Origin of the sequence: Pseudomonas sp. PDM30, assembly GCF_019218985.1 — a bacterium.
Lineage (GTDB): Bacteria > Pseudomonadota > Gammaproteobacteria > Pseudomonadales > Pseudomonadaceae > Aquipseudomonas > Aquipseudomonas jessenii.
Map to the genome: position 1 here is coordinate 71839 of NZ_JAHUWM010000008.1, position 23562 is coordinate 95400.

A 23562-nucleotide genomic window follows, 5' to 3' on the forward strand; every position below is an offset into this window, starting at 1 on the left:
GGGCTACAGTACTTTGGCCGCTCGGCACTACCCTGAAGGGGGCATCATGAAAGAGAAAATCCAAAACTGGCTGCATGACTTGGGCGTTGCTCTCGGTTTGATCGAGCCGCCTCTGCAACCCGTGCCTGTTCGTACTGACGACGAACAACGTCGGCGCCAGCAGCGGCGCCGGTAATGGCAGATAACATCTGACAGGTGAAAGGTTTTCCTGTGGCGAGGGAGCAAGCTCCCTTGCCGCTTCGTGTACGTTTGATTACCAGACTTAGTACCGTTCGATCTCCAGCAAGAACCGGCTCAAATCATTCGCCGTCCTGGCGGTCTTGAGCATCCGGTCTTCTTCCACGGTAAACGCCGTGACACCCAGCTCATCTTCCAGATGGAAGATCAGTTCTTCGATATCATTTTTATCCAATCCCAACTGCGCCAGGCTGGCGTTGTCGTCGAAGTCATCCCGACCTTCCAGCAGGCGGCTGATGTAGCGATGTACGACAGCACGAAGGGCAGCTTCTTTCATGATCGTTCTTCGAGGAGGTGGGTTCAGTTCTCCCTGCCGGTGCAGTTCCTGCCGTTGAGTACAGCAGGCTTTAGCCGTGTGAGCGCTGCCATTGGTCGATCATGCTACGCAAATGCTCCCCGGAAAAACTGCCGAAGTGCCCGCCATGCACCGTGCGGATCGATAGCGTGCGCAAACGTTGCAGGCTGCGGGCGTAGTCATCGAGATTGGAGTGGTAGGCGTCTTCGATTAGCGGGCCGTCGTAGATGATGTCGCCGCTGAACAAGATCTCTGTGGCGGCTTCGTACAGGCAGATGCCACCGGGCGAGTGTCCCGGTGTGTGCACGACCTGCAACACCCGATTGCCCAGGTCCAGCACATCGCCATCTTCGACAAACCCCGTGGCCGGTGCGGCCTTCACCCGGTATTCGGCGTAGCACAGCGGGCAATCGGGGTGCGCCTCGAACATGTCGTCGCCGACAAAGGCTTTGCTCAGGTCGTTGTTGCCATCGGGTGCCGCGAGAATGTCCGCCTCGGCCGGATGCACCAGCCGTTCAGCGAATTCGTGATGACCGGCGATGTGATCGAAATGGCAGTGGCTGGCAACAGCCACCAGCGGCCGTTCGGTGATCCACGGCAGTTGCTCGCGCAGACTGACCAGGCCCGAGCCGCTGTCCAGCAGCAGGTCTTTGTCACGGCCCTGGATGTACCAGAGGTTGCAGCGGTAGAAAGGCCGGATGTACGGCTCGTGGATCAGGCGGATGCCGTCGCTGAGATGTTTGACTTCAAACCACTGGTCGCGGCTGACGATCTTCATAAGCAGTTTTCTCCAGACGAAAAAAAACGAGTGTGGCAACCGACGCCACACTCGTCGAAGAAAGCATCAAGTCGTTATGTTCAGCTTAGGCAGCGCTGGCCACTGCTGCCGTGCGGCGGGACATCAAGCTCACCACCACGAAACTCACCAGGCCTACACCGAGGCTGTAGTAGATCGGGGTGTTGGCGTCCAGACCGTCCTTGAACATGAACAGCAGCGCGGTGGCAAAGCCCATGCCCATGCTGGCGATAGCGCCGGCGGTGGTAGCGCGTTTCCAGAAGATCGCACCCATCAGCGGGATCAGCATGCCGCCTACCAACAGGTTGTAGGCCAGGGTCAGGGCGCTGATCACGTCGTTCACGATCAGAGCGATGCCCAGTACCACGATGCCGGTCAACAGGGTGAACAGGCGGTTGATCGCCAGGCTCGACTGTTTACCGCCACGCAGTTTCGGCAGCAGGTCTTCGGTCAGGGTGGTGGCGGCGGCCAGCAGGCCGGCGCTGGCGGTGGACATCATGGCGGCCAGTGCGGCAGCGATCACCAGACCACGGATACCGTCCGGCAGGGACAGTTTCACGATCGCAGCGAAGGCGTTGTTGACGTTGTCGAGATCCGGGATCAGTACGTGTGCAGCCATGCCGATCAAGGCGCAGGCCAGGCCGTAGAGGATGCAGTAGATACCGGCAGCGGTACCGGCAACCTGAGCCACTTTGGCGGTCTTGACGGTGAACACCCGTTGCCAGATGTCCTGACCGATCAGGATGCCGAAGAAGTAGATCATGAAGTAGGTGATGATGGTGTCCCAGCCGATGGTGGTGAAGCTGAAGCTCGCCGCCGGCAGTTTCATTACCAACTCATCCCAACCGCCAACGCGGTACAGGCAGATCGGCAACAGGATGAACATCAGGCCGACAGTCTTGATCACGAACTGAACGATGTCGGTCAGGGTCAGGGACCACATGCCGCCAATGGCCGAGTAGATCACCACGACGCCGCCGCCGAGCAGGACCGAGATCCAGAACGGCAGGCCGAACAGCACTTGCAGCACAGTGCCGATCGCCAGGATCGAGGTCACGCCGATCATCAGCGCGTAGGCCAGCATGATCACCGCGCTCGCGGAGCGGGCCATCGGGTTGTAGCGTTTTTCCAGGACCTGGGTAACGGTGTAGATCTTCAGTTTCAGTAGCGGTTTGGCGAGGAACAGGTTCAGCGCCACGATCCCGCAACCCAGTGCGGCACACAGCCAGAAGCCGGAGATGCCATGCACGTAGCCCAGACGCACGGTGCCCACGGTGGACGCGCCGCCCAGAACGGTGGCAGCCATGGTGCCCATGTACAGACTTGGGCCGAGGTTACGACCGGCGACCAAAAAGTCTTCGTTGGTCTTGGCCTTGCGCATGCCGTAGTAGCCGAGTATCAGCATCGCGGCGGCGTAGATGAGTACGACGAATAAATCCAAAGCCATTGTGGCGTGTCTCCGATTGTCTTTTTTATGTGAGGCTGAAAATCAATCCCTGTGGGAGCGTTGCTTGCCCACGAAGGGAGCGCCGCGGTCCGCCAGGCAGACCGCGTTATCGTTCATCGCGGGCAAGCCACGCTCCCACAGGTAATGTGTTGACCGCAGGTAGTGCGTTGAATCAGGCGGCTTGACGCATCGCCGGTTTAGCGAGCGAATCCGTGCTCTTGCTGCGAGGGTCGTTCGGACCGAACACTGCGCTCGATTCCGGGAACAGGCTCAGCAGAATCAGGTACACCAACGATGCCAGGCCCAGGGTCACCGGCAGGCTGATGTCGATACCACCGGCCATTTCGCCCAGCGGCCCGACAAACTGACCCGGCAGGTTCACGAAGCACAGGCCAACGGCCGCGCTCGGGATCCAGGCACCCAGGCCTCGCCAGTTCCAGCCGTGGGTGAACCAGTAGCGGCCACCTTTCTCGCCGCGGGTGAACACTTGCAGGTCATCCGGGCAGTAGAAGCCGCGACGCACCAGCAGGCCGATGATCATGATCACCATCCACGGGGTGGTGCAGGTGATGATCAGCACGGCGAAGGTCGACACGCTCTGCACCAGGTTGGCCGCGAAGCGCCCGATGAAGATGAAGGCAATCGACATCACACCGATCAGCAACGTGGCCTTGACTCGCGACAGCACCCGAGGGAACACGCTGGACATGTCCAGGCCTGTGCCGTACAGCGAAGTGGTGCCGGTGGACATGCCGCCGATGACCGCGATCAGGCACACCGGCAGGAAGAACCAGCTCGGCGATACCGCCAGCAGGCCGCCGACATAGTTGTTGGCCGCGATGTAGTCCGGTGCCTTGACCGCTACGATAGTGGCGGTGACGAGGCCGAACAGGAACGGAATCAGCGTGGCCAGTTGCGCAGCGATCACCGACACCATGATCCGGCCTTTGGGCGTATCACGAGGGATGTAGCGCGACCAGTCACCGAGGAACGCACCGAAGGAGATCGGGTTGCTCATGGCCACCAATGCTGCCCCGATGAACGCAGCCCAGAATCCGGCCTGGCCCATGGCTACGGTGCCGGCGTACTGACTGTCGAATGCAGGGGCGAAAGCGAAAACGCCCAGCAGGAACAGCAGGCTGGCTGCCCACACCGCAATGCGGTTGACCCACAGCATGAAGCGGAAACCATAGATGCACACGGTCAATACCAGCAGCGCGAACAGACCGTAGGCCAGGCCCAGGGTCAGATCGGTTTCCGGTAGATCGATCAGGCGTTTGGCACCGCCCACCAGCGCATCGCCCGAACTCCAGACGGAGAGCGAGAAAAACGCGATAGCGGTCAGCAGCGACAGGAACGAACCGACGATTCGCCCGTGCACGCCGAAGTGCGCACCGGAAGAGACGGCGTTGTTGGTGCCGTTGATGGGGCCGAACAGGCCCATCGGCGCCAGGATCAGCGCACCGAGTACCACGCCCAGCACAATCGCCCAGACGCCAGCCTGAAAGGACAGGCCGAACAGCACCGGGAAACTGCCGAGCACGGCGGTGGCAAAGGTGTTGGCGCCGCCGAAGATCAGGCGAAACAGATCGCTGGGCTTGGCGTCACGCTCATTGTCCGGGATCTGTTCGACCCCGTTTGTTTCGATGCTGCTAAGGCTTTTTTCGTTGTTTTTGTTATTCATGATCAGCTCCGATCATAAAGGCGCGCTCATCGTGCGTGAGCGTCACCTGTGTTGGCTAAGGGGGTGGCAGCCCTTCCGGCATCGCGGATAAATGTTCGTGGCAGGCCAGCCATAGGCCTTGTTGTTCTTGGCCAGACGCTTGTTTCTTGAAAACAATCGTCTCGCGCTCCTGGCTGAAGTGTTGCTCCCCTTGCATGCGCAACTCGGTGGCCACGTCATGGATGAAAATCGCCACGTCACCCTGCAGGCTGACGAAAGCGTTGCTTGAAGTGCACGAGAGCACCTCGAAGCCATCCTCAGAGCGCCAGCCGTCCCACAACGCCTGATAGGCGTCGCGCGACAGCAGGGGCTGTTCGAGGGTGTAGAAGACGAAGCTGGCATCGGCGCTGAACGCGCCGAAGTAGGCTTCGCGATCGTTACGGGCAAAAGCGGACACCAGATCGGCGGCGGCCTTGAGAACCTGATCACGTTCGCTCATGACCGATCCTCAGCGGTGGACTACGCCAGGCAGTACGCAGAGCATTTCGTACAGCAGGTTGGCGGCCAGCAGCGAGGTGTTGCCGGTGGTGTCGTAAGCGGGCGAGACTTCTACCAGATCGCAACCGACCAGGTCGAGGCCTTGGCAGCCACGAACGATCTCGATCGCCTGAATGGTCGTCAGACCGCCGATTTCCGGGGTACCGGTGCCAGGTGCCCAGGCCGGGTCGATGCCGTCGATGTCGAAGCTCAGGTAAACAGGACCGCCGCCGACTTTTTCGCGGACTTCAGCCATCAAGGGCTCCAGCGATTTGTGCCAGCACTCTTCAGCCTGAACCACACGGAAGCCCTGGTTGCGGCTCCAGTTGAAGTCGTCAGCGGTGTAGCCCTGGGCGCGCAGGCCGATCTGCACGACACGGTCCGGGTCCAGCAGGCCTTCTTCAACGGCGCGACGGAAGGTGGTGCCGTGGGCGATTTTCTCGCCGAACATGTGATCGTTCACATCGGCGTGGGCATCGATGTGCACCAGGCCGACCTTGCCGTGCTTTTTATGGATGGCACGCAGGATCGGCAGGGTGATGGTGTGGTCGCCGCCCAGGGTCAGCGGGATCACGTCGTGTTCGAGGATGTTGTCGTAGGACTCTTCAATGATCCGTACGGCATCCAGCAGGTTGAAGGTGTTGATCGCGATGTCGCCAATGTCGGCAACCGACAGCGAGTCGAACGGCGCAGCACCGGTGGCCATGTTGTACGGGCGAATCATTACCGATTCAGCGCGGATTTCGCGAGGCCCGAAGCGGGTGCCGGGGCGCAGGGAGGTACCGATGTCCAGGGGCACGCCTACGAAGGCAGCGTCCAGGCCGGCAGCGGTATTCAAATGGGGGAGTCGCATCATGGTGGCGATGCCGCCGAAGCGCGGCATTTCGTTGCCGCCCAGTGGTTGGTGAAGAATCTTGTCCACGGGTAGGGCCTCATCGTCGTTGTTTTATTTATGTCGGTTGCGCCGTTCACGGAAGGGACGGGCACCGTTGTGGGCCGATTCTGCGAAATGTAGTGGCCGGGAAGAATCGCTACGGGCAAATACTTAGTTCAGATTTTTCTAAACTAATGGAAGTGGCGGCGTTAGACTTCACCCCATACGCAAAACCCAATGCCGGGAACAAACCTGGTGGGAGCGAGCTTGCTCGCGATAGCGGTGGGTCAGTCAACATTGATGTTGGCTGTTACGCCCTCATCGCGAGCAAGCTCGCTCCCACAAGGATTTGCATTGAATCGAGCATTGCGCGTCACCCCGAGATCGGAGCATTTCCATGGCCAACGCTTTACCCGACCTGAAACTATTGCGCATCTTCGTCAGCGTGGTGCGCCATCAGGGGTTCGCCAACGCCCAGCAGGAGCTCAATCTCTCGACGTCGGCCATCAGCACCTACATGAGCCAGCTCGAAGCAGCCCTTGGCCTGGTGCTGTGCCATCGCGGCCGTGGCGGTTTCAGCCTGACCAGCAAGGGCGAGCTGTTCCATCAGGAAACCCTGCGTCTGTTGGGCGAACTCGAAGGCTTCGAGCAGTACGCCGCCGCCCTCAAGGGCGAATTGCGCGGTACCTTGAACCTGGGGGTGATCGACTCCACCGTCAGCGACAAGGCCCTGCCGTTCGCCGAAGCCATCGGCGCCTACAGCCAGGAACACCCGGCCGTGCACTTGCACCTGTCGGTGATGAGCCCTTACGAATTGCAACTCGGCGTGCAGGACAACCGTCTCGACCTGGCCATCGGTGCGTTTTCCACGCGCATGAGCGGCCTGGTGTACATGCCGCTGTACCGTGAACAACACTGGTTGTATTGCAGCACGCGGCATCCGCTGTTCAACGAGCGGCGCATTCCCGAGCAAGTCATCACCCAGCAGCGCATGGTCGGTCGTGGCTACTGGAGCCAGGCCGAACTGGCGCGCCACGGTTTCAAGCACAGTGCCGCGACGGTAGAAAGTATGGAGGCCCAGTTGATCCTGGTGCTGTCCGGCGCCTACATCGGTTACCTGCCGGAGCATTACGCCCAGGCCTGGGCCGACAAGGGTGACTTGCGGGTGCTGCTGCCGGCGACCTTCGGTTATCAAGCGCCGTTCTCGATGATCGTGCGTCGGGGCCGTAGCCGCGAGCCGCTGATCCAGACATTCCGTGATCTGCTCAAAGCACAACTGAATCAGGCGTAAAGACGATGTCCAGAATTCAATGTCCGCGCTGCCTGCGCCCGCAAAGCCACTGCCTGTGCCCGTTGATCCCGAGCCTCGACAGCCGCACCCGGGTACTGTTGTTGCAGCATCCGAGCGAAGTGAATCATGCGTTGAACACCGCGCGTCTGGCGGCGCTTGGGTTGACGAATGCCGAGTTGATCGTCGGCGAGGTGTTTGAGGATTTGCCAGCGCTGTTGAATCAGTCGGGATATCGGGCGCGGTTGCTGTTTCCCGGCGAAGATGCCCAACCGATGCAGGCTTGTGCCGCGACAGACGAACCCTTGCTGCTGGTGGTCCCGGATGGTACCTGGCGCAAGGCACGCAAGATGCTGCACCTCAATCCGCTGCTGGCGGCGTTGCCAAGGGTGACGCTGGCCGAGGGCGGTGTGTCCCGCTATCGGTTGCGCAAGGCACCGGGACCGGGGGCGTTGTCGACGGTGGAGGCGATTGTGCAGGCGCTGGAAACCCTGGAAGCGCCGACTTCGTTTGCGCCGTTGTTAAAGCCATTCGAAGCGTTGATCGAGGGGCAGATTGCGGCGATGGGGGAGGAGGTTTACCAGCGTAATCATTCTGAAAAATGATTGGTGGTCTTGCCGGCCTCATCGCGAGCAAGCTCGCTCCCACAGGTTCAGTGGCATTCGCAGATTTTTTGTACGACACGGACACTGTGGGAGCGAGCTTGCTCGCGATGGCGGCAGATCAGTCACTGCAGATTCTGGATACTGCCTACCGCTCCCGCATCGCCTCGGTCCGCGCCTTCAACACCGGCTTGAGCAGATAATCCAGCACCGTTTTCTCCCCGGTAATAATGTCCACCGTCGCCACCATCCCCGGGATGATCAGCAGTGGTTTCACATCCCCGCCCAAATGGTTTTTGTCGGTTCGCACCTGAATCAGATAGAAGCTGTTGCCCTTATCGTCGGTGATGGTGTCAGCGCCGATCAACTCCAGCTTGGCGCTCAGGCCGCCGTAAATGGTGTAGTCGTAGGCACTGAACTTGACCATGGCTTTCTGGCCCGGATGCAGGAACGCAACGTCCTGTGGCCGTACCTTGGCTTCGATCAGCAGGTTGTCTTCCAGCGGTACGATTTCCACCATGTCACTGCCGGGCTGGACCACGCCGCCGATGGTGTTGACCTTCAACACCTTGATGATGCCGTGCACTGGCGAGACCACGGTGGTGCGGGTCACGCGGTCGTCGATGGCGATGCTCGAGGCCGTGATTTTCGACAGGTCAGTGCGTTTCTCGTTCAGCTCTTTGGCGGCTTCCGAGCGGAAGGTTTGCTCCGACTCGTCGATCTTGCTTTTGATTTCGTTGATCGCCGATTCCGCCCGGGGAATCGCCAGTGTGGTGGCGTTCAATGAGCCGCGAATCTCCACTGCGCTGCGTTTGAGCCGCAGAATTTCCACCGGTGACACCGCCCCCGTGCCCACCAGCGGCGCGGACATGTTCATCTCTTGTTGCAACAACGCCAGGCTTGAACTGAATTGACCCTGTTTCGAGCGGAACTCCGCTAACTCCTGGGTTTTTTGCCGTAGTTGTTCGCTCAGGGTGCGCTGCTCGCTGGCCAGTCGCCGTTGCCGCTGTTCGTACAACGAACGCTCGTCTTCAGCCACTTGCGGGGCTTTGGCGATCACTTCTTCCGACAGCTTGAACGGCCGGCCTTCGGCTTCGGCCGAAAGCCGTTCGACCTGCGCGGTCAAGGCAAAGCGATCGGCTTCGCTTTCGCCCTTGTTCGACAGGTAGCGGGTGTCATCCAGGCGCAGCAAGGTGTCGCCCTTGTTCACCATCTGTCCTTCACGGACGAAAATTTCAGTGACGATGCCGCCCTCCAGGTTCTGGATCACCTGGACCTTGCTTGACGGAATCGCCTTGCCTTCGCCCATGGTCACTTCCTGCAACACGGCGAATTTGGCCCAGACCAGTGCACAGACCAACAGCGTGGCCGCCAGCCACACGGTGATCCGCGACCAGCGCGGTGAGTCCTGCAAGGAGGCGCCGGCGGTTTCCGGCATGTACTCGGTTTCGGCACTTTTGTTGAAACTGTCGAAGTAGCCACGGGAACCTTGATCGGCAGACATGGGCGACTCCTAGACGGCCGCAGAGCCGACACGGCCCTTGCGCAGTGCATCGATGACCGCGTCTTTCGGACCGTCGGCGACGATCCGTCCGTTGTCCAGTACCACCAGCCGGTCCACCAGGCTCAGCATCGAGGTGCGGTGGGTCACCAGCAGGATGGTTTTGCCCTGGACCCATCCGTGAAGTTTTTGCCGCAGGACGTCTTCGCTGCTGTTGTCCATGGCGCTGGTGGGTTCGTCGAGCAGCATGATGGGCGGGTCGAGCAACATCGCCCGGGCCATCAATACGGCCTGGCGCTGGCCGCCGGACAACAGTTGCCCGCGTTCACCCACAGGCCGGTCGAAGCCTTGCGGGTGTTGCCGGGCCAGTTCGGTAACGCCGGTCATCTCTGCCACTTCGAGCATGCGTGAGTCGCTGATATAGCGCGCGCCGAGGGTCAGGTTGTCGCGCAGGCTGCCGGCCAAAAGCGGCAGGTCGTGGGCGACGTAACCGATTTGATGGCGCAGGTCGGCGACGTCCAGTTGCCGCAGGTCCAGACCATCGAGCAGCAACTGGCCTTCATCCGGTTCGTAGAAGCCCATCACCAGTCGCGCCAGGGTACTTTTGCCTGAGCCGCTGCGGCCGATGATGCCGATGCGCTCGCCGGGTTTCACACTGAAGCTGGCATTGGCCAGGGCAGGCGCACTTTGGCCGTTGTAGTGGAAGGTTACGCCGACAACATCCAGTGCGCCTTGCAGTTGGGTGCGCTCCAGTGGCCGTTGTCTGGCGTCGCGCTCCTGGGGCAGCCCCATCAGCGCATCGGTGCTTTTCATGGTCAGTTGCGCTTGCTGGTAGCGGGTGATCAGGCCGGCGATCTGACCCAGTGGTGCAAGTACCCGGCTACCGAGCATGTAACTGGCCACCAGGGCTCCGACGCTGAGGTTGCCGGCGATGATGCTGTAGACCCCGGCGACGATGATTGCCATGCCGGACAGTTGCTGGATGAACAACGTGCCGTTAGTGGCCAGGGCCGAGAGGTTGCGCGCGTGGCTGTCGAGGCGGGTGAGGGCGCCGTGGGTGCTTTCCCATTTGTGCTGGCGTTCGCTTTCGGCGCTGCAGGCCTTGAGGGTTTCCAGGCCGCTGAGGGTTTCGATCAGCAGTGCCTGGCGTTCGGCGCCCAGGCTGAGGCTTTTTTGCACGGTATCGCGCAGGCGCACCTGGATCACCATGGCGAAGATGATGGTGATGGGAAACGCCAGCATCGGGATCACCACCAGCCAGCCACCGAGCAGGCCGATCACCAGCAGCATCAGCAGGCAGAAGGGCAGGTCGATCAGGCTGGTGAGGGTCACGGCGGTGAGAAATTCCCGCAGGCCCTGGAAGTCATGAATGCTTTGGGCGAAGCCACCGATGGTCGCCGGCCGTGCTTTCATCGCCATGCCGGTGATGCGCTCGAACAGGGTGGCGGACAGGATCACATCGGTTTTCTTGCCGGCGGTATCCAGCAAGTGCGCGCGCACAACTCGCAGCACCAGTTCGAAAGCCGTGCCGATCAGCAAACCGATCGCCAGCACCCACAAGGTCGAAGTGGCCTGGTTCGGCACCACGCGATCGTAGGTCTGCATCACGAACAGCGGCACCATCAGTCCCAGCAGGTTGATCAGGAAGCTCGCCAGGATCGCATCGCTGTACAGCCATTTCGACAGCTTCAGCGTATCGCGAAACCAGGCCTGGACCCGAGGCACCAGCGGCGATCGCAAGTCTTCGAGTTCGTGACGTGGCCGGGCGAACAATGCCTGGCCACTGTAGTGTTCGGCCAGCTCCTCTGGGCTGAGCCATTGTTCGCCGCCGTCGGCTTCGCTGGGCAGGATCAGCACCTTGCCGTCCTCGCCATAACGACGCAGCACAGCCGTGCGGCCGTTGTTGAGCAATAGCAGCACGGGCAGGTTGAGCGATGAGATGTCTTTGAGGTTACGGCGCAGCAAACGTGCCTGCAAACCGGCCCGGGCCGCTGCACGGGGCAGCAGGTCCAGGCTCAGGCGTTGGTGTGCCATGGGGAGCCCGGCACTGAGGCTGGCGCGACTGACCGTCGCGCCGTGGAGTTTGCAGAGGATCAACAGACCGTCCAGAAGCGGGTCATCGAAGCTCAGGCGCGGATCGACACCGGTGTTGCCGGGTTCCATGCTGGTCATTGAACCCTCCCGTGCACTACTTCATGTCAGGTAGACGAGCTTCGTTTTTCACTTCGGTCTGGGCGATCGCGTCGGCGGGCAGTACGACCCGTTGCTTGCTCAGCAACTGGCCCATGTTCGCCAGGACACGGTACATCGAGAACTCTTCGGTGTAGCGCACTTCGGTGTAGCGACGGTTGGCGTTGTAGAGCTCGTTTTCGCTGTCGAGCAGGTCCAGCAGGGTCCGTTGGCCGAGGCCGAACTGATCCTGGTAGGCGACGCGCACGCGCTTACTGGTGTCGGCGTATTCACGGGCGGTCGGGGTTTGTTTCTTGGCGTTGACCATGGCGTTCCAGGCCAGGTGAATGTTCTCGTTGAGCTGGCGCAGGGCATTGTTGCGGATGTCCATGGCTTGGTTGATCTTGTGCGAGTCGGAGGCCAGGCGCGCCTTGTCGCTGCCGCCGCGGAACAGGTTGTAGTTCATCACCACGCCGACCCGCCATTCGTTGTCGTGACCTTCCTCACCCTGCAGGTTGTTGTTCGCGCCCACCGCCGCTTCGGCGTCGAAGCGAGGGTAGAACGGCGACTTGGCGACTTCGTACTGGCTTTCGGCCGATTGCACGTCGGCCTGGGCGGATTTCAGGTAAGGGTTGTTTTCCACCATGCTCTGCTGGGCTTCGGGCAGGGTAGTGGGGACTTCGCCGCGAATCGACGGCGGGGTTTCGAGTTCATCGGGCATGCGCCCCACAACGGCATAGAAGTTCGACTCGGCATCGGCCAAATCGACTTCGGCGGTGTCGAGGTTGTTTTCCGCCAGTGCCCGGCGAGCGCTGGACTGGTCGGCATCGGCGTTGCTGCCCACGCCGCGCTGGGTGCGCAGGCCGATCTGGTCGTTGACCCGCAAGTGCGCTTGCAGGTTGTTCTTGGCCAGGGTCACCAGTTCGCGGCGCTTGAGGACTTCGAGGTAAACCTCGGTGGTGCGCAGGGCCAGATCCTGAGCCGTACCCTGAGCGTAATAGGCTCGCGAGTTGACCACGCCTTTGGTGCGTTCGACTTCATTGGAAGTGTTGAACCCGTCGAAGAGCATTTGCCGCAGGCGCAATTCCGACTGGGTGTAATTGAGAATTTCGGTGTGGTGATTGCCGAACGCCCGGGTATTGGTGTTATCGCTGTACCCGCGCCCGTAGGCGGCGTTCAAATCAACCGATGGATAAAAGCCCCCTTTGGCGACCTTCACGTCCTCATCCGCCGACAGTCGGCTGTCCACCCGGGATGCCAGTTCCGGGTGGGTCGCAATGGTGCTCTGGATCGCTTCGGTCAGCGTTATGGCCTGCGCCTGGGACGAGCAGGCCATGGCCAAAAGAACCGCGCTACAGAGGGGGGTTAATAGGCGCATTTACATCTCCCTGATTCCTGATGGTGCTTGTCTGTCGCCAATTATTTGACGAAATTTACCGGTAAAGTTGTTTCACATCTTTAACAAAAGAGCTAAGAACATTCTGGAGCGTAGCCAAGAAATTTTTTTCATAACGGATATGCCAAAAAAAACTTATGCGCTCTGCAAAATCCAGCACATTGTTCAATTAGAAAGCCCTTGTTTTATGGGCTCTAGGGCGCTCATCAGGGTTTTAGGAAAGTTCCAATCCACTTATCGAAATAGAGCGGAGAAGTGCTGGAGGGGAGGGATGCGAGCGATCTTGTGGCGACGGTTTTTTGTCACTTGAGTGCTTCGAGATCGTTACGCATCGCTCACAGGCAACGTTGTTGCGAACAGGGATCCGATGCCATTGATTGCAGAGGGATTTTCCCGAAATCGTAAACAGCGCCGTGAGCGACTGGCTGGGCGAGATCGTTGCCGGGGCCACGGCTTACTCAAGTAAACCGGCACCCGGAACACGATCCGCCAGACAACCCGCTCGAGCCATGAGCACGTTCTTCGCGCAATCAAGGTGCCGACAGCGGTTGGCGGCGGAGGAAGTGCACATGGCAACGCTCATCGGAATCGTCAGTAAGGTCATCGGTCAGGTGTTCGCGGTTGCGAGCGACGGCACCCGGCGTGCTTTGGTCGAGGGGGACCGGCTGTTCGCTGGCGACCGACTGAGCACCGGCGCTGAAGGCGCGGTGGCGGTACATCTGCAAAATGGCCAGGAACTGACCCTCGGGCGCGACAGCAGCATGCAGATGACGCCGCAGTTGCTCGCCAATCAGATTCCCCATATCGACTCACCCGAAGCGGTGACTCCGAGCGAAGCGCAACTGACCGATGTCGAACAGCTGCAAAAAGCCATTGCGGCGGGCGACGACCCGACCCAAACCGCTGAAGCCACCGCTGCCGGGCCTGCCATGACTACCGGAGTACCGGGCGGCATCCCGGGCAGTGGCCATAGTTTTGTCATGCTCGAAGAAGTGGGCGGGCGAGTCGATCCGGTCATCGGCTTCCCCACTGCCGGGTTCAATGGCATTCCCGAATTTCCCGAAGAGCGCCTTAACGTTAATCCGGACATCGCTGTAGCGGACGAAGCCCCTGTGGTGCCGCCGCAGGTGCCGAACAATCCGGTCACCTTCGTCGGCCTGTCGGAGCAGAACGGCGAGCGGACTGTCAATGAAGCCAACCTGGCCGACGGTTCGGCGAGGAACGAAGTTTCGCTGACGCGAAGCGGCACCTTCACCATCAATGCGCCAGACGGGCTGACCAGCCTCAGCATCGGCGCAATCAACTTGATCAGCGGCGGTGTGGCGGCAGGTTTTCCGCAGTCGATCACCTCACCTCTGGGCAGTACCTTGACCATCACCGGTTACGACCCGGCCACGGGCGTGGTCAGTTACAGCTACACCCTCAACCGTGCCGAAACCCACGCAAGCGGCGAGGGTGCCAATAGTCTTGCCGAACACGTCACCGTGGTGGCCAGCGACAGCAATGGCGACAGCGTTACCGGTACGCTGGATATCAGCATCATCGACGACGTGCCGCAAGCAGTCGATGACAACAATGGCACCGCCTCGGAAACCCTGCTGACCCTCAACGGCAACGTGCTGAGCAACGACGTGCAGGGCGCGGACCGGGTGACGCTCGGTGAAAACAGCGGGCCGATCACCCCCGGTACCTTCACCGGCACCTACGGCACCCTGGTGCTGAATGCCAACGGCACTTACACCTACACCCTCAACACCAGCGATGCCGACTTCCAGGCATTGCACGGCGGCGGCAATGGCACGGAAACCTTCGCCTATACGCTGACAGACGCCGATGGCGACAGCAGCACCGCCAACCTGGTGCTGCAAATCCACAACAACGATGACCCGATCACGATTGGCGGTTTGAATGCCGGGGGCGGTGAGTTGACCGTCTTCGAGAAAAACCTCAGCGACGGCAGTGCACCGGATGCCACTGCCCTGACCCAGAACGGCACCTTCACCGTCGCCGCCCTCGACGGCGTGACGACCCTGACCGTCGGCGGCATCGCCGTGGTCACCGCTGGCGTGGCCGCCGGTTTCCCGCAATCGATCACCACCCCGCTGGGTAGCACCCTGACCATCACCGGGTTCAATGCGGTAACCGGCGTGGTCAGTTACAGCTACACCCTGGTGAACAACGAAGCCCACCCGGCCGCCAGCGGCGCCAACACTTTGCCCGAGCAGTTCGCGGTGACTGTGGTCGACGACAACGGCACCACTGCCACCGGTTCACTCGACGTGAACATCGTCGACGATCTGCCCAACGCCGTGGGCGACAGCAATGGCACCGCCTCGGAAACCCTGCTCACGCTCAACGGCAACGTGCTGAGCAACGACGTGCAAGGCGCAGACCGCGTGCCGCTCGGCGAAAACGCCGGCCCGATCACCCCCGGTACCTTCACCGGCACCTACGGCACCCTGGTGCTGAATGCCAACGGCACTTACACCTACACCCTCAACACCAGCGATGCGGATTTCAAAGCCCTGCACGGCGGTGGTGACGGCACCGAAACCTTCACCTACACAATCACCGATTCGGACGGCGACAGCAGCACCGCCAACCTGGTGCTGCAAATCCACAACAACGATGACCCGATCACGATTGGCGGTTTGAATACTGAGGGCGGCGAGTTGACCGTTTTCGAGAAAAACCTCGGCGACGGCAGCGCACCGGATGCCACTGCCCTGACCCAGAACGGCACCTTCACCGTCACCGCCCTCGACGGTGTAACCACCCTGACCGTCGGCGGCATTGCCGTGGTCACCGCTGGCGTGGCCGCCGGTTTCCCGCAATCGATCACCACTCCATTGGGCAGCACCCTGACCATCACCGGGTTCAATGCGGTAACCGGCGTGGTCAGTTACAGCTACACGCTGGTCGATAACGAAGCCCACCCAACTGCCAACGGCGCCAACACATTGCCCGAGCAGTTCGCCGTGACCGTGGTCGACGACAACGGCACCACTGCCACCGGTTCACTGGACGTGAACATCGTTGACGACCTGCCCAGCGCCGTGGGCGACAACAATGGCACCGCCTCGGAAACCCTGCTGACGCTCAACGGCAACGTGCTGAGCAACGACGTGCAAGGCGCAGACCGCGTGCCGCTCGGCGAAAACGCCGGCCCGATCACCCCCGGTACCTTCACCGGCACCTACGGCACCCTGGTGCTGAATGCCAACGGCACTTACACCTACACCCTCAACACCAGCGATGCGGATTTCAAAGCCCTGCACGGCGGTGGTGACGGCACCGAAACCTTCACCTACACAATCACCGATTCGGACGGCGACAGCAGCACCGCCAACCTGGTGCTGCAGATCCACAACAACGATGACCCGATCACGATTGGCGGTTTGAATACTCAGGGCGGCGAGTTAACCGTCTTCGAGAAAAACCTCAGCGACGGCAGTGCACCGGACGCCACTGCCCTGACCCAGAACGGCACCTTCACCGTCGCCGCCCTCGACGGCGTGACGACCCTGACTGTCGGCGGTATCGCCGTGGTCACCGCTGGCGTGGCCGCCGGCTTCCCGCAATCGATCACCACCCCGCTGGGCAGCACCCTGACCATCACCGGGTTCAACGCGGCGACCGGCGTGGTCAGCTACAGCTACACGCTGGTCGATAACGAAGCCCACCCAACCGCCGCCGGCGCCAATACATTGCCCGAGCAGTTCTCCGTGACCGTGGTCGACGACAACGGCACCACTGCCACTGGTTCTCTCGACGTGAACATCGTCGACGACCTGCCCAACGCCGTGGGCGACAGCAATGGCACCGCCTCGGAAACCCTGCTCACGCTCAACGGCAACGTGCTGAGCAACGACGTGCAGGGCGCAGACCGCGTGCCGCTCGGCGAAAACAGCGGGCCGATCACCCCCGGTACCTTCACCGGCACCTACGGCACCCTGGTGCTGAATGCCAACGGCACTTACACCTATACCCTCAACACCAGCGATGCCGACTTCAAGGCGTTGCACGGTGGCGGCAATGGCACCGAAACCTTCGCCTATACGCTGACAGACGCCGATGGCGACACCAGTACCGCCAACCTGGTACTGCAGATCCACAACAACGATGACCCGATCACGATTGGCGGTTTGAATACTGAGGGCGGTGAGTTGACCGTCTTCGAGAAAAACCTCAGCGACGGCAGCAACCCGGATACACCGGCCCTGACCCAGAGCGGTACTTTCACCGTCACTGCACTCGACGGCGTGACGACCCTGACTGTCGGCGGCATCGCCGTGGTCACCGCTGGCGTGGCCGCCGGCTTCCCGCAATCGATCACCACCCCACTGGGCAGCACCCTGACCATCACCGGGTTCAACGCGGCGACCGGCGTGGTCAGCTACAGCTACACCCTGAACGATAACGAAGCCCACCCAACCGCCAACGGTGCCAACACCCTGCCTGAGCAGTTCGCGGTGACTGTGGTCGACGACAACGGCACCACTGCCACCGGTTCTCTCGACGTGAACATCGTCGACGACCTGCCGAAAGGCGTGTACGACAGCAATGCATCAACGGCTTCGGAAACCCTGCTGACCCTCAACGGCAACGTGCTGAGCAACGACGTGCAGGGTGCGGACCGGGTGACGCTCGGTGAAAACAGCGGACCGATCACCCCCGGCACCTTCACCGGCACCTACGGCACCCTGGTGCTGAATGCCAACGGCACTTACACCTACACCCTCAACACCAGCGATGCCGACTTCAAGGCGTTGCACGGTGGTGGCGACGGCACCGAAACCTTCACCTACACAATCACCGATTCGGACGGCGACAGCAGCACCGCCAACCTGGTGCTCAACGTCTACAACAACGACGATCCGGTGACCCTCAACGGCCTCAACGTGTATGGCGGTGAGCTGACGGTCTACGAAAAAAATCTCGGCGACGGCAGCAACCCCAACGCATCGGCCCTGACCCAGAGCGGGACGTTTACCGTCACCGCCCTCGATGGCTTGCAAACCCTGACCGTCGGCGGCATCACTGTCGTCAGCGGTGGTGTGGCCGCAGGCTTCCCGCAAACCGCCGTCACGCCGTTGGGCAGCACCTTGACCATTACCGGGTTCAACGCCGCCACTGGCGTGGTGAGTTACAGCTACACCCTCAACGACAATGAAGCGCACCCGACCGCCAACGGCGCCAACAGCCTGACCGAGAACTTCAACGTCGTCGCTACCGACAGCGATGGCGACAGTGCAACCGGGCAGATCAACGTCAACATCGTCGATGACTTGCCGAAGGGCGTGGACGACAGCAATGCATCAACGGCTTCGGAAACCCTGCTGACCCTCAACGGCAACGTGCTGACCAACGACGTGCAAGGCGCCGACCGCGTGACGATCGGCGAAAACGCCGGACCCATCACCCCCGGTACCTTCACCGGCACCTACGGCACCTTGGTGCTGAATGCCAATGGCACTTACACCTACACCCTCAACACCAGCGATGCGGACTTCAAGGCATTGCACGGCGGTGGCGACGGCAGCGAAACCTTCACCTACACAATCACCGATTCGGACGGCGACAGCCGTACCGCCTACCTGGTGCTCAACGTCTCCAACAACGACAATCCGGTGACCCTCGACGGCCTCAACGTGTATGGCGGTGAGCTGACGGTCTACGAAAAAAATCTCGGCGACGGCAGCAACCCCAACGCGTCGGCCCTGATCCAGAGCGGTACTTTCACCGTCACTGCACTCGACGGTGTAACGACCCTGACTGTCGGCGGTATCGCCGTGGTCACCGCTGGCGTGGCTGCCGGCTTCCCGCAATCAATCACCACCCCGCTGGGCAGCACCCTGACCATAACCGGGTTCAACGCGGCGAGCGGCGTGGTGAGTTACAGCTACACCCTCAACGACAATGAAGCGCACCCGACCGCTAACGGCGCCAACACCCTGCCTGAGCAGTTCGCCGTGACCGTGGTCGATGATAACGGCACGACCGCCACGGGCAGCCTCGACGTGAACATCGTCGATGACCTGCCGAAAGGCGTGGACGACAGCAATGCATCAACGGCTTCGGAAACCCTGCTGACCCTCAACGGCAACGTGCTGAGCAACGACGTGCAAGGCGCCGACCGCGTGTCGCTCGGCGAAAACGCCGGCCCGATTACTCCCGGTACCTTTACCGGCACCTACGGCACTCTGGTGCTGAATGCCAACGGCACTTACACCTACACCCTCAACACCAGCGATGCCGACTTCAAAGCCCTGCACGGTGGTGGCGACGGCAGCGAAACCTTCACCTACACAATCACCGATTCGGACGGCGACAGCCGTACCGCCTACCTGGTGCTCAACGTCTCCAACAACGACAATCCGGTGACCCTCGACGGCCTCAACGTGTATGGCGGTGAGCTGACGGTCTACGAAAAAAATCTCGGCGACGGCAGCAACCCCAACGCGTCGGCCCTGACCCAGAGCGGCACCTTCACCGTCACTGCACTCGACGGTGTAACGACCTTGACCGTCGGCGGCATCGCCGTGGTCACCGCTGGCGTGGCCGCCGGCTTCCCGCAATCGATCACCACCCCGCTGGGCAGCACCCTGACCATCACCGGGTTCAACGCGGCGAGCGGCGTGGTGAGTTACAGCTACACCCTCAACGACAATGAAGCGCACCCGACCGCTAACGGCGCCAACACCCTGCCTGAGCAGTTTGCCGTGACCGTGGTCGATGATAACGGCACGACCGCCACGGGCAGCCTCGACGTGAATATCGTCGACGACCTGCCGAAGGGCGTGTACGACAGCAATGCATCAACGGCTTCGGAAACCCTGCTGACCCTCAACGGCAACGTGCTGACCAACGACGTGCAAGGCGCCGACCGCGTGACGATCGGCGAAAACGCCGGACCCATCACCCCCGGTACCTTCACCGGCACCTACGGCACCTTGGTGCTGAATGCCAATGGCACTTACACCTACACCCTCAACACCAGCGATGCCGACTTCAAGGCGTTGCACGGCGGTGGCGACGGCACCGAAACCTTCACCTACACAATCACCGATTCGGACGGCGACAGCAGCACCGCCAACCTGGTGCTCAATGTCTACAACAACGACGATCCGGTGACCCTCAACGGCCTCAACGTGTATGGCGGTGAGCTGACGGTCTACGAAAAAAATCTCGGCGACGGCAGCAACCCCAACGCATCGGCCCTGACCCAGAGCGGCACCTTCACCGTCACCGCACTGGACGGCGTAACGACCCTGACCGTGGGCGGCATCACTGTCGTCAGCGGGGGCGTGGCCGCCGGTTTCCCGCAAACGGCCGTTACGCTACTGGGCAGCACCCTGACCATCACCGATTACAACCCGGCGACCGGGGTAATCAGCTACAGCTATACCCTCAACGATAACGAAGCCCATCCAACCGCCAACGGCGCCAACAGCCTGACCGAGAACTTCAACGTCGTCGCTACCGACAGCAATGGCGACACGGCGACCGGGCAGATCAACGTCAACATCATCGATGACTTGCCGAGCGCCAAACCTGACTCGTCGTCGGTAGTGGAGGGCGGCACCGTCAACATCAGTGTGCTGGGCAATGACGCCAGCGGCGCCGATGGTCCGGCGACGGTGGTCGGCGTGCGTGCCGGCGGCAACACCTCGACCTCGGCCATCGGCGGACTGGGTAACCAGATCAACGGCACCTATGGCTACCTGACCCTCGATGCCAACGGCAACGCGGTGTATCACAGCAACCAGGATTCCGTCGGCGATCCGGGCGCCACTGACACGTTCACCTACACCGTGCGTGATGCCGATGGCGATGAAAGCACCACCACCATCACCATCGACGTCGTCAGCAGCACGATCAAGGCCAACCCCGATAGCGACGTGACGGTCTACGAAAAAGCCCTCGACCTGAGCAAGGACGGGCTGGACCTGGTCGCCGGTACGGTCACCGGCAGCGACCCGGGCAACACTGGCGAAACCGCGTCCGGGACCCTGGTCGGTTCGGTCTCGGGTGCCAGCGGCGCGCTCACCTACACCCTGGTCGGCAGCGCGACAGGCACCTACGGAAAGATCCTGATCAACCCCGACGGCAGCTATACCTACACCCTGACCTCGGCTCCGAAAACCTTGCCGAATGCCAACGACGGGCCGAACAGCCTGAGTGAAAGCTTCACCTACAAAGCGACCGATGCGCTGGGCAACAGCAGCACCAGCACCATCGTGGTCAACATTGTCGATGACGTGCCCAAGGCGGTGGCAACGGATCGCTCGGTGGCGGCGGTGGAGATCGATTCCAACCTGCTGATCGTGCTCGACGTCTCCGGCAGCATGGCCGACCCATCTGGCGTGTCGGGCCTGTCGCGCCTGGCCCTGGCCAAGCAGGCCATCAGTGCCTTGCTGGATAAATACGATGATCTCGGCGATGTGAAAGTGCAGCTCGTCACCTTCAGCAGCAGCGCTACCGACATGACCTCTGTGTGGGTCGATGTCGCGACCGCCAAGACACTGCTGGCCGGCCTCACCGCGAACGGCGGGACCAACTACGACGCGGCCGTGGTGACCATGCAGGCCGCGTTCAACACCTCGGGCAAACTGACCGGTGCGCAAAACGTCGGCTACTTCTTCTCCGACGGCAAGCCCACCACCGGCCAGGAAATCGGCACCGCCGACGAAACCGCGCTGAAAGCCTTCCTCGATGCCAACAACATCAAGAACTACGCGATCGGCCTGGGCAGTGGCGTGAGCAACGCCAACCTCGATCCGCTGGCCTACGACGGCATCAGCCACACCAACACCAATGCGGTGGTGGTCACTGACCTCAACCAACTCAACTCGGTGCTGTCCGGCACCGTGGTCGGCTCACCGGTCACCGGTTCGTTGCTGGGTGAGGGCGGCACGTTCGGCGCTGATGGCGGTTTCATCAAATCCATCGTGGTCGACGGCACTACCTACACTTACGATCCAAACGCCCTCAGCGGCCAGGGTTCGTTGACATCAAGCGGCGGCACCAACCACGGCACCTTCAACACCGTGAACAACACGGTGAGCATCGCCACCAACAACGGCGGCACGTTGGTGATCAACCTTGACACTGGCGATTACAACTACACCTCGCAGAAAACCACTGCGGTGGTGATCACCGAGAACATCGGTTTCACCGCCAGCGACAACGATGGCGACCTCGCCAGCTCGACGCTGACCGTGAAAGTGATCCCCAACGCGCCTCCGGTGGCGGTGGACGACCACGTCATCACCAACGTGCTCTCGGGCACCATCGTGGTGCCGGGCGAACTGTTGCTGGCCAACGACACCGACCCCAATGGCGACCAACTTTCGGCGACACCGACCTCGTTCAACACCGGCTGGGTCGTGAAAGGCGCGGACTTCACCGGCACCGGCGCGATCAGCTTCGCCGGCGAAAACAACAACCCCGGCAACCAGAATCTGGCCAACGTGCGCAACGCCTTTGCGGCCAACGCGGCGACCATGACGGCGCTGCTGGTGGTCAGTGGCTATCTTGGCGCAGCGAACAACTCCAATGGCAACAATGAAGACTTCATCACGGTCAAGCTGAATCAAGGTGAGACACTCAACCTCAATCACAACCTGGATGCCGGGCACATCACGATGGAGTATTCGCTCAACGGTGGGGCGTTCGTAAGCATCGCCGATGGTGACACCATCACCGCAGGCGCCGATGGCACTTACCAGATCCACGTGACCAACATCGCCAACTCCAGTGGCGGCAATAAGAATGGGGCAGAAAACTACGAACTGACCATGACCGTCAACTACGCCGGAGCACACGAAGTCACTACGGACTACCACGGCACCTACACCGCCAACGACAACCACGGCGGCAGCGACTCGGCCAACCTGACCATCAGCTATCAGGACGGCCATACCCTCACCGGCACCAGTGGGGATGACGTACTGGTCGCAGGTGCGGGCAACAACATCATCAATGCCGGCGACGGCAACGATGTGCTCACTGCCGGCTCCGGCAACAACGAGCTGCATGGTGGCGCCGGCAATGATCTGCTCTTCAGCGGCCAGGGCAATGACATCCTTGATGGCGGCACGGGTATCGACACGGCCAGTTACGCCCACGCCACGGCTGGGGTGACGGTCGGTCTCAGCCTGCCAGGTGGGCAAAACACTCTCGGTGCCGGCACTGACACCCTGAGCGGTATCGAAAACCTCATCGGCTCGAACTTCAACGACACCCTGACCGGCGACAACACTAACAACACGATCAATGGCGGCCTTGGCAACGACATCCTCAGCGGCGGGAGCGGCGATGACTTGCTGATTGGTGGCCTGGGCAATAACACCCTGACCGGGGGGGCGGGGGGCGATACCTTCCAGTGGTTCAAGGGCAACAGTGGCCATGACGTGATCACTGACTTCACGCCCGGCACCGACAAACTCGACCTGTCGCAACTGCTGCAAGGGGAAAGCGGCACCACGGCTTCGCTGGATGATTACCTGCACTTCACCGTCACCGGCAGCGGGCCGTCGACAGTGACCAGCATCGACGTCAGCGCCATGGCCGGTGCCGCGCCGAACCAGACCATCGACCTGGCCGGCGTCGACCTCGCCAGTCAATACGGTGTAACGCCAGGCGCGGGTGGGGTGATCGCGGGTGGGCATGACACGGGGACCATTATCAACGGCATGCTCAACGATCATTCGTTGAAGGTGGATACCGTGTGAGCTGAAACCCGCTAAAGAACC

General features: G+C 61.3%; 13 protein-coding genes. 4 read left to right on the top strand and 9 right to left on the bottom strand.

The window, feature by feature from the left end:
* Nucleotides 1-46 precede the first annotated feature (46 nt).
* On the top strand, nt 47-175 hold the full coding sequence (locus KW840_RS28605; protein ID WP_007972508.1) for a PA1414 family protein: 129 nt from the start codon (nt 47-49) through the stop codon (nt 173-175).
* A gap of 87 nt (nt 176-262) precedes the next feature.
* On the opposite strand, the gene KW840_RS19245 is transcribed toward KW840_RS28605, so the two are convergent.
* The 6 genes from KW840_RS19245 to speB all read right to left on the bottom strand — a co-directional run bounded on the left by KW840_RS19245 (nt 263) and on the right by speB (nt 5897).
* On the bottom strand, nt 263-514 hold the full coding sequence (locus KW840_RS19245) for a phosphopantetheine-containing protein (RefSeq protein ID WP_090453753.1): 252 nt from the start codon (nt 512-514) through the stop codon (nt 263-265).
* Nucleotides 515-584: 70 nt separating this feature from the next.
* A complete protein-coding gene (locus KW840_RS19250) occupies nt 585-1310 on the bottom strand; it encodes an MBL fold metallo-hydrolase (protein ID WP_218496975.1) in 726 nt (241 codons plus the stop codon).
* 85 nt (nt 1311-1395) lie between these two features.
* Complete coding sequence (locus KW840_RS19255; RefSeq protein ID WP_057715959.1) at nt 1396-2775, bottom strand: sodium:solute symporter; 1380 nt, start codon at nt 2773-2775, stop codon at nt 1396-1398.
* A gap of 172 nt (nt 2776-2947) precedes the next feature.
* On the bottom strand, nt 2948-4459 hold the full coding sequence (locus KW840_RS19260; protein WP_218496977.1) for a cytosine permease: 1512 nt from the start codon (nt 4457-4459) through the stop codon (nt 2948-2950).
* 55 nt (nt 4460-4514) lie between these two features.
* Complete coding sequence (locus tag KW840_RS19265; protein WP_090453759.1) at nt 4515-4937, bottom strand: nuclear transport factor 2 family protein; 423 nt, start codon at nt 4935-4937, stop codon at nt 4515-4517.
* 9 nt (nt 4938-4946) lie between these two features.
* Nucleotides 4947-5897, bottom strand: a complete 951-nt coding sequence (speB, locus tag KW840_RS19270) for an agmatinase (RefSeq protein WP_007984912.1) — start codon at nt 5895-5897, stop codon at nt 4947-4949.
* A 349-nt stretch (nt 5898-6246) separates the two neighbouring features.
* Here speB and KW840_RS19275 point away from each other — a divergent pair, with 349 nt between their 5' ends.
* Both KW840_RS19275 and KW840_RS19280 read left to right on the top strand, forming a co-directional pair.
* Complete coding sequence (locus tag KW840_RS19275; RefSeq protein ID WP_007972518.1) at nt 6247-7140, top strand: LysR family transcriptional regulator; 894 nt, start codon at nt 6247-6249, stop codon at nt 7138-7140.
* A 5-nt stretch (nt 7141-7145) separates the two neighbouring features.
* Nucleotides 7146-7742, top strand: a complete 597-nt coding sequence (locus KW840_RS19280; RefSeq protein WP_218496979.1) for a tRNA-uridine aminocarboxypropyltransferase — start codon at nt 7146-7148, stop codon at nt 7740-7742.
* A 145-nt stretch (nt 7743-7887) separates the two neighbouring features.
* Here the strand turns inward: KW840_RS19280 and KW840_RS19285 are convergent, their stop codons facing one another.
* From KW840_RS19285 to KW840_RS19295, 3 genes are read right to left on the bottom strand one after another with little or no spacing between them, the layout of a single operon-like run.
* Nucleotides 7888-9243 (bottom strand): HlyD family type I secretion periplasmic adaptor subunit, encoded by a 1356-nt coding sequence (locus KW840_RS19285; protein WP_218496981.1) that lies wholly within the window; start codon nt 9241-9243, stop codon nt 7888-7890.
* A 9-nt stretch (nt 9244-9252) separates the two neighbouring features.
* Nucleotides 9253-11412, bottom strand: coding sequence for a type I secretion system permease/ATPase (locus KW840_RS19290; protein WP_218496983.1), 2160 nt, complete (start codon nt 11410-11412; stop codon nt 9253-9255).
* A gap of 16 nt (nt 11413-11428) precedes the next feature.
* A complete protein-coding gene (locus tag KW840_RS19295) occupies nt 11429-12787 on the bottom strand; it encodes a TolC family outer membrane protein (RefSeq protein WP_218496985.1) in 1359 nt (452 codons plus the stop codon).
* 587 nt (nt 12788-13374) lie between these two features.
* Here KW840_RS19295 and KW840_RS19300 point away from each other — a divergent pair.
* A complete protein-coding gene (locus KW840_RS19300) occupies nt 13375-23541 on the top strand; it encodes a retention module-containing protein (protein WP_218496998.1) in 10167 nt (3388 codons plus the stop codon).
* Nucleotides 23542-23562 lie beyond the last annotated feature (21 nt).

Coding starts and splice junctions, on each gene's coding strand:
- KW840_RS19245 (WP_090453753.1), bottom strand. CDS start 514: ATGAAAGAAGCTGCCCTTCGTGCTGTCGTACATCGCTACATCAGCCGC.
- KW840_RS19290 (WP_218496983.1), bottom strand. CDS start 11,412: ATGACCAGCATGGAACCCGGCAACACCGGTGTCGATCCGCGCCTGAGC.
- KW840_RS19280 (WP_218496979.1), top strand. CDS start 7,146: ATGTCCAGAATTCAATGTCCGCGCTGCCTGCGCCCGCAAAGCCACTGC.
- KW840_RS19265 (WP_090453759.1), bottom strand. CDS start 4,937: ATGAGCGAACGTGATCAGGTTCTCAAGGCCGCCGCCGATCTGGTGTCC.
- KW840_RS19250 (WP_218496975.1), bottom strand. CDS start 1,310: ATGAAGATCGTCAGCCGCGACCAGTGGTTTGAAGTCAAACATCTCAGC.
- KW840_RS19255 (WP_057715959.1), bottom strand. CDS start 2,775: ATGGCTTTGGATTTATTCGTCGTACTCATCTACGCCGCCGCGATGCTG.
- KW840_RS19295 (WP_218496985.1), bottom strand. CDS start 12,787: ATGCGCCTATTAACCCCCCTCTGTAGCGCGGTTCTTTTGGCCATGGCC.
- KW840_RS19285 (WP_218496981.1), bottom strand. CDS start 9,243: ATGTCTGCCGATCAAGGTTCCCGTGGCTACTTCGACAGTTTCAACAAA.
- KW840_RS19300 (WP_218496998.1), top strand. CDS start 13,375: ATGGCAACGCTCATCGGAATCGTCAGTAAGGTCATCGGTCAGGTGTTC.
- KW840_RS19260 (WP_218496977.1), bottom strand. CDS start 4,459: ATGAATAACAAAAACAACGAAAAAAGCCTTAGCAGCATCGAAACAAAC.
- KW840_RS19275 (WP_007972518.1), top strand. CDS start 6,247: ATGGCCAACGCTTTACCCGACCTGAAACTATTGCGCATCTTCGTCAGC.
- KW840_RS28605 (WP_007972508.1), top strand. CDS start 47: ATGAAAGAGAAAATCCAAAACTGGCTGCATGACTTGGGCGTTGCTCTC.